Source organism: Herminiimonas contaminans, from assembly GCF_015645465.1.
Classification (GTDB): Bacteria; Pseudomonadota; Gammaproteobacteria; order Burkholderiales; family Burkholderiaceae_D; genus Oxalicibacterium; species Oxalicibacterium contaminans.
In genome coordinates this window covers 133,752-140,467 of the sequence record NZ_JADOEL010000010.1, presented here as the reverse complement: position 1 = coordinate 140,467, position 6,716 = coordinate 133,752, and the positions used below count along the sequence as shown (strand labels likewise).

The following is a 6,716-nucleotide window of genomic DNA, read 5'->3' as shown; positions in this document are numbered from 1 at the left end:
TCGTCGGAAAAAAGTTTGAGGGCTTTCGGTTTCTTGGGCTTTTTTACTGTGCTCATCGATGTAGTCATGGTGTTTCCCTTTCGGTATCATCTCATGACCTTCGGCACACAAAAAATCTGACAGGCTCGCGCGATGCTTTATCGTTTTATTGACTGGTCTCGTCGTTTGGCCCGGCATCTGCCCGCTGGCCTGCCCTCGTCCTGCGCGCTCTGCGGCATCGCTGGCGCGGCAGCCTTGTGCACACCCTGCCATGCGCAATTCTTCAGCCACCGCCCGCCACGGTGCACCCAGTGCGCCTACCCGCTGCCTGACGGCGAACACGCACCACGCGTATGCGGCACCTGCCTGCGCGCACCGCGCGCCTTCGATACGACCATCGTCGCCAGCGATTACAGCGCGCCTATAGACCACCTGGTACTCGCGCTCAAATTCGGCAATCAACTGGCACTGGCGCCCTTGTTTGCCCGATTGATCGCTGATGCACTGTTACGGGACCGCAGTTTCTCGCTGCCCACCATCATGGCCGCCGTGCCACTCGGCGAACAACGCCTGGCCGAGCGCGGCTTCAACCAGGCGCTGGAAATTGCCAAACCCTTGTCCAAAGCCATTGCGATCCCCTTGATGCCGCAACTTATCTCGCGCAGCCGTGAAACTGCCATGCAATCCAGCCTGGCGCCAGACGCCCGCATACGTAATATGCGCAATGCCTTTGTATTGGATCCGCAAGCTGCCGAATTGGTACGCGGCCAGCACGTCGCCGTAGTCGATGACGTCCTGACCACCGGCGTAACCCTGAATGAAATCGCCACCTTGCTCAAACGCTACGGGGCGGCACGCGTAAGCAACTTCGTGTTTGCCAGAACTCCGCCACGCTGAAGCCGCCGCAAAAAATCCCAACCAGCAGCGCACTTTCGCAATAAACTGGCGACCTGTACGCTAAGGAGAAGCACTTTGTTTCATGTAGTACTGGTCGAACCAGAAATCCCACCCAATACCGGCAACATCATTCGCCTGTGCGCCAACACTGGCGCGCAATTGCATTTAGTCGAACCACTCGGCTTCCCGCTGGATGACGCCAAGATGCGTCGCGCCGGACTCGATTATCACGATTACGCGGAAATGAAGGTACACGCCAACTGGCAAGCCTTCCTGGACTCGTTCCCGCCGGAACAACCGCTCAATACCGAGCGCATGTTTGCACTCACCACGCATGGCTCCACACCGTTTGCCAGCATGGTTTTCCAGCCTGGCGATGTGTTTGTCTTCGGCTCAGAAACCAGGGGACTGGAAACCAGTTTGCGTGAATCGTTCCCGCCATCGCAACGCATACGCCTGCCGATGCGCCCGGACAATCGCAGCCTGAATTTATCAAATACCGTCGCGGTCGTGGTGTATGAAGCGTGGCGACAAAACGGTTTTGCCGGCGGCCAGTAATCGCTGCCGGGCATCACTGCCTTTTACTTTTACGTTAGGATAAGGGCTCTTTTTATTCGTCGCCTGCATCTTGCTAACCGAGGAACTCAATGAATCTGCGTCAACTTACTTTCGCCGCCATCACTTTATGCATCAGCGCCAGCAGTATGGCGCACGACTATCGCGCTGGTGATATCTCCGTTAGTCACCCTTATGCACGCGCGACCGTTGCCGGACAAACCAGTGGCGGCGCCTACCTGACACTGGAAAACAAAGGCAATAGCGCAGATACGCTGGTATCCGCCAGCTCCCCCGCTGCCAGCTCGGTAGAAATCCACTCCATGGCGATGACAGCTGATAACGTCATGCGCATGCGTGAAGTCGGCAGCCTGGACATCAAGGCCAAGGAAAAGATCACCATGCAGCCAGGCGATGGCTATCACATCATGCTGATAGGCCTGAAGGCTCCGCTCAAGACTGGCGATAAATTGCCGCTGACACTGACCTTTAAAAAGGCAGGAAAGATAGAAGCAGCAATAGTGGTTGAAGAAAGCGCTAAAAAAGCAGACAAGATGGAACATCACCATCATTGATTGGCATTACTCCAGACAAATAAAAAAAGGACGTTTAAAAACGTCCTTTTTTATTTGTGCTGCTGAAATTACTTGGCAGCGTAGCGGCTAAACACACGGGTCTTGCCATCAGCCTGGAATAACAAAACATCATAAGCGTCAGCACCATGCCCTTCCACTTCCATACCCGGTGACCCCATAGGCATACCCGGTACAGCCAGACCTTTGGCTTTCGGCTTCTCGGCCAGCAAGCGCTTGATATCTGAGGCCGGTACATGACCCTCCAGCGCGTAGCCATCAATGACACCGGTATGGCAGCTACCCAGTGCGGATGGCACACCATACTTGCTGCGATACTCAGCGGTATTCGGCACATTATGACCATTCACCTTAAAGCCATTCTTTTCCAGATGGGCGATCCACTCGGTGCAGCAACCGCAAGTCGCACTCTTATACACATTGATTACCGGCTGCGCTTTGGCAAACGAAAGTCCGGGCAACACACCCGCCAAAGCCAGTGCACCTAATACTGTACGTCTTTGCATGATGAGTCCTTTCCAATAAACAAAAAGTCGCAAACAGACTTGCGGCTTTTAGGTTCAGCTGTACGAAATCAAGCTGCTTGTGCAGCAGGCAAACGTGCAACGATTTCTTTGCGGTAGCGATTCAATTCCTGCACGGTACCGAAGGTGCGCTCAAACAGCAGCGACATATTGTGCAGGATGCGATCAACGACTTTCTTTTCCCACTCGCTGTCGAACTTGATCTGGCCATCGAGCCAGCGTTCCAGCCACTCAGGATCAGGCAAACGCGATTGCACAGTATCGTTAGGGAACAGGGACTGGTTCACGTGCAGATTGGTCGGGTGCAGCGGTTTTTCGGTACGACGGGCCGATGCCATCAACACGCCGATCTTGGCAAACGCAGCACGTGCGCTATCACCAACTTCGACCAGTGCTTTTTTCATATAGCGCAGGTAAGCACCACCGTGGCGTGCTTCATCCTGGCTAATGATTTTGTAAATTTGCTTGATGACCGGTTCTGTGTGCCAGTCGGAGGCACAACGGTACCAGTGGTTCAAACGGATTTCGCCGCAGAAGTGCATCATCAGTGTTTCCAGCGCAGGCGCCGGATCGAATTCGAAACGTACGTTATGCAACTCTTCTTCGGTCGGAACGAATTCCGGACGGAAGCGACGCAGGTACTCCATCAGTACCAGCGAGTGCTTTTGTTCTTCAAAGAACCATACCGACATGAAAGCGGAAAAGTCACTGTCACCGCGATTGTCACGCAAGAACATTTCGGTTGCAGGCAGAGCAGACCACTCTGTAATCGCATTCATGCGTATGGTTTGTGCCTGCTCATCGGTCAGTTTGGAGCCGTCGAACTGATCCCACGGAATATCTTTTTCCATGTTCCAGCGAACCTGCTCTAGCGATTTAAACAATTCTGGGTACAGCATACGCGCCTTAAAAATTGAGTTAAGTCTTTGATTCTACCAAGAAATTCAGCGCCTACCCAGCCTCAGCGGCTAAACATAAGCGTATTTCTCTGAAAAAACACTGCCTGATTCGATTCTTTTCAAGTATCGAAAAGGCGTCTATCCCGCGCCGTTACTTGTTTTTTTAATGTTTTCTTAACGAACGGGGCTAATGCAAAAAAATCTCATTCAGCACAAAAAATTAAACATTCCGACACCGAAATTCACCGTTTTCGTGCTTTCTTTCAGCTTAGAAGATTATTTTTTCAGCGCCATGACAAACCGACAGTCTTGGTGCAATATGAGTCACGCTTCTTGCCCCATCACCCACCATCATGACAAAACAATTCATCCGCCCGCTCGTAAGCCTTATTTTTCTGGCCGGTCTCGGCCTCGGCACGCAGGCCTACGCCCAGACCAGCAGCCCCGCAGCCTGTCCAGCCACGTTGAACTACACGGTTGCCCGCCTGCAAGATGAGGCACCACAAAATCTCTGCCAGTACGCAGGCAAAGTGATTCTTGCTGTCAACACCGCCAGTTATTGCGGCTTTACCGTGCAATATGAAGGGCTGGAACAGCTGTATGCCAAATACAAGGATCGCGGCCTGGTGATACTGGGCTTCGCATCCAACGATTTTGGCCAGCAGGAACCAGGTGCAAACAAGGAAATCGCCGAGTTTTGCCACAATACCTATGGCGTGAAATTCCCAATGTTTGCCAAAAGCTCGGTGATAGGCCCGAACATCAATCCCTTCTATAAATCACTGATGGCGAACGGTGCGACGACACCTAAATGGAACTTCCATAAAATCCTGCTGGATCGCAGCGGCAAGGTCGTCGAAAGCTATCCGTCGAAAGTGACACCTGCTGACAAAAAGCTGGTGGCAGATATAGAAAAAGCATTGGCGCAAAAATAGAACAATTTCGATGCGGGCAGAGTCAAAAGCCATAGCCGAACAACAACGGTGCAATGCGGAATTTCTGCAAGACCTTGTACGCGCAGGCATAATGACGATGCGCGCATCTGGCCACTTTTCAGGCCGATGCACTAGCCATCTCTCGGACGATAAAACTGAGTGATTTTTTCAGACCAGACACATATTTCATAGATAAAGAGGCGAGCAATCGCCATCACCACCATGCGCATTCTGATTATTGAAGACAATGCCGATATCGTCGCGAATCTGTACGCTTTCCTTGAGCCGCGCGGCTACGTACTCGATTCCGCTGCCAACGGATATGCAGGCTTCGCGCTCGCAGCACAACATGATTACGATGCCGTCATCCTCGACATCAAACTGCCCGGCATAGACGGCCTGACACTGTGCCGCAAGATGCGCGATGAATTGCAAAAAGACACTCCGGTACTGATGCTGACCGCACGCGATACGCTGGACGACAAAGTCGCTGGCTTCGACAGCGGCGCAGATGACTACCTGGTCAAACCATTCTCGCTGCTGGAAGTGGAAGTGCGCCTGAAAGCACTGGTGCGTCGCGCCCGTGGCAAAAACCAGGGCACCAACTTCCTGAGCGTAGGCAATCTGGTATTCGACACCTCGACCTACCAGGTCAAACGTGACGGCATTCCTATTTCACTGACCAAGACCGGCTTCAAAATCCTGACCTGCCTGATGAAAGAAGCACCGAAAGTCGTATCACGCGAAACCCTGGAGCTCGAAGTCTGGGGCGATCACCCACCTGATAGTGATGCACTGCGCACCCACATTCATGCATTGCGCCAGGCACTGGATAAATCGCATCCGTTTGCCATGCTGCGCACCGTACAAGGCATAGGTTATCGCCTGGTAGATGCGGATGAAGCGCCCTAGTACGCTGCGCCGCCGCATAGTTGTAGCCTATCTTTACTTTGCGCTGGCGGTTTGTACTTTCGTTGGTGTCGTCGCTTCAGTTGCAATTGTCGGCATAGAAGATTTACTGGTCGACGAACACCTGCGCAGCATCGCTGCGTGGGCCTCGCCACGCCATGCAGCTGGGATGCCGGTAGAAATGCCATCCGACGTCAGCTTCTACCACGGCACCGCCATCCCGCCTGAATTACACAACTTGCCATTCGGCGTTGCCAAGCGCGTATTCGAAGATCAATACGTGCATTTACTGGTCGGGCAGGATGCCGCTGGCCCTTATGTCGTGATCGACCGCGCCAGTGAATACAAAAATATCGAACACGTGATCTTCGCGATGCTGGGCGCTGGTTTCCTCGGCTTCGTCGCACTCTCCCTCTTCCTCGGCAGCTTCATCGCGCGTGGTTTTGTCGATCCCATCATTACGCTGGCCGATGCGGTAATGGACAAAAAGACCAATGCCGAACTGCCCCTGCTGAATCATCAGGATGAATTGGGCGTACTGGCACGCGCCTTCGCCGAACACACGGCCGAACTCAAGCAATTCCTCGCACGGGAACGCTTCTTCACCGGCGACGTCAGCCACGAACTGCGCACTCCGCTCACCATCATCATCGGTGCCGCCGAACTGCTGGTTGAGCAAACCGCTGACCAGCCTGCAGTGCAGGCACCGGCACGACGCATCATGCGCGCTGCCAAAGAAGCAACAGACTGCGTCAGCGTGCTCTTGCTGCTGGCCCGCCGTCCGGACACCATAGACCGGCCGCTCACTTCCATTTCAGAAGTCATCCGTGCCGAAATAGAACGTGGCCAGCCACTGGTACGGGACCGGCCTATCAGCCTGCATTTCCAGGAAGGCAAGGATTTTTCGGTATTCGGACGCAAGGAACTGCTGTCATCAGCGATCGGCAACCTGATCCGCAATGCCTGCGAATACACTGACGAAGGCTCGGTCGTCGTCTCCATCCAGGACCACAGCGTGCTGGTCGAAGACACCGGCCCCGGCGTGCCGGACATCATCCGCGCCCGCCTGAAGAACGACCCCACCCAACCCGCACTTATAGGCTCAGCCGGATCAGGTCTCGGCCTGGCGCTGGCCATCCGCATTTGCGAATACCTCGGAGCCAAGCTTGAGCATGACGACAGGCCGCAAGGGGGTAGTATTTTCCGCATCCACTTCCAGTCAGTTTTAACGAAAAAATAACGCTAATATCACGTTAAATTGAGTTCTTCCGAGCTAACCTGCGCCTGCGTGGGGGACGTTCGCAGCTGTAAATAACCGTCCCTTCCGGTCTGGGTTTTTGTCTCTATACTGGACTTAAGCCCATACGTATTGATTAGTAGGAAATTTGCACACGTTAGCAAGTAGTGGCCAAAAGATGTTTGTGG

8 protein-coding genes are annotated in these 6,716 nt (G+C 53.6%); 6 read left to right on the top strand and 2 right to left on the bottom strand.

Annotation, left to right across the window (positions count from 1 at the left end; translation table 11 throughout):
• The first annotated feature begins 132 nt into the window (after positions 1-132).
• The 3 genes from IXC47_RS13125 (at position 133) to IXC47_RS13115 (ending at position 2,006) form a co-directional block, all read left to right on the top strand.
• Entirely contained in the window at positions 133-876 is a 744-nt protein-coding gene (locus tag IXC47_RS13125; RefSeq protein ID WP_175624844.1) for a phosphoribosyltransferase family protein, read from the top strand.
• Between the two features lie 75 nt (positions 877-951).
• Positions 952-1,434 carry a tRNA (uridine(34)/cytosine(34)/5-carboxymethylaminomethyluridine(34)-2'-O)-methyltransferase TrmL gene (trmL, locus tag IXC47_RS13120; protein WP_195875894.1) on the top strand — a complete coding sequence of 161 codons (483 nt, stop codon included), beginning with the start codon at positions 952-954 and terminating at the stop codon, positions 1,432-1,434.
• Between the two features lie 89 nt (positions 1,435-1,523).
• Complete coding sequence (locus IXC47_RS13115) at positions 1,524-2,006, top strand: copper chaperone PCu(A)C (RefSeq protein ID WP_195875893.1); 483 nt, start codon at positions 1,524-1,526, stop codon at positions 2,004-2,006.
• Positions 2,007-2,074: 68 nt separating this feature from the next.
• On the opposite strand, the gene IXC47_RS13110 is transcribed toward IXC47_RS13115, so the two are convergent.
• Complete coding sequence (locus IXC47_RS13110; protein WP_175624841.1) at positions 2,075-2,530, bottom strand: DUF411 domain-containing protein; 456 nt, start codon at positions 2,528-2,530, stop codon at positions 2,075-2,077.
• 68 nt (positions 2,531-2,598) lie between these two features.
• Complete coding sequence (locus tag IXC47_RS13105; RefSeq protein WP_175624840.1) at positions 2,599-3,447, bottom strand: ferritin family protein; 849 nt, start codon at positions 3,445-3,447, stop codon at positions 2,599-2,601.
• 353 nt (positions 3,448-3,800) lie between these two features.
• Between IXC47_RS13105 and IXC47_RS13100 the strand changes: the two genes are divergently transcribed.
• The 3 genes from IXC47_RS13100 to IXC47_RS13090 all read left to right on the top strand — a co-directional run bounded on the left by IXC47_RS13100 (position 3,801) and on the right by IXC47_RS13090 (position 6,531).
• The gene (locus IXC47_RS13100) at positions 3,801-4,382 is read left to right on the top strand and encodes a glutathione peroxidase (RefSeq protein WP_175624839.1); all 582 of its coding nucleotides are present in this window, start codon (positions 3,801-3,803) and stop codon (positions 4,380-4,382) included.
• Positions 4,383-4,604: 222 nt separating this feature from the next.
• On the top strand, positions 4,605-5,294 hold the full coding sequence (locus IXC47_RS13095) for a response regulator transcription factor (RefSeq protein ID WP_175624838.1): 690 nt from the start codon (positions 4,605-4,607) through the stop codon (positions 5,292-5,294).
• Complete coding sequence (locus IXC47_RS13090; RefSeq protein WP_175624837.1) at positions 5,281-6,531, top strand: sensor histidine kinase; 1,251 nt, start codon at positions 5,281-5,283, stop codon at positions 6,529-6,531. The genes IXC47_RS13095 and IXC47_RS13090 overlap by 14 nt, the downstream gene beginning before the upstream one ends.
• Positions 6,532-6,716 lie beyond the last annotated feature (185 nt).

Excerpts from the sequence above, each read along its gene's own strand:
- IXC47_RS13125 (WP_175624844.1), top strand. The coding sequence starts at position 133 with ATGCTTTATCGTTTTATTGACTGGTCTCGTCGTTTGGCCCGGCATCTG.
- IXC47_RS13115 (WP_195875893.1), top strand. The coding sequence starts at position 1,524 with ATGAATCTGCGTCAACTTACTTTCGCCGCCATCACTTTATGCATCAGC.
- IXC47_RS13110 (WP_175624841.1), bottom strand. The coding sequence starts at position 2,530 with ATGCAAAGACGTACAGTATTAGGTGCACTGGCTTTGGCGGGTGTGTTG.
- IXC47_RS13105 (WP_175624840.1), bottom strand. The coding sequence starts at position 3,447 with ATGCTGTACCCAGAATTGTTTAAATCGCTAGAGCAGGTTCGCTGGAAC.
- IXC47_RS13100 (WP_175624839.1), top strand. The coding sequence starts at position 3,801 with ATGACAAAACAATTCATCCGCCCGCTCGTAAGCCTTATTTTTCTGGCC.
- IXC47_RS13095 (WP_175624838.1), top strand. The coding sequence starts at position 4,605 with ATGCGCATTCTGATTATTGAAGACAATGCCGATATCGTCGCGAATCTG.
- IXC47_RS13090 (WP_175624837.1), top strand. The coding sequence starts at position 5,281 with ATGAAGCGCCCTAGTACGCTGCGCCGCCGCATAGTTGTAGCCTATCTT.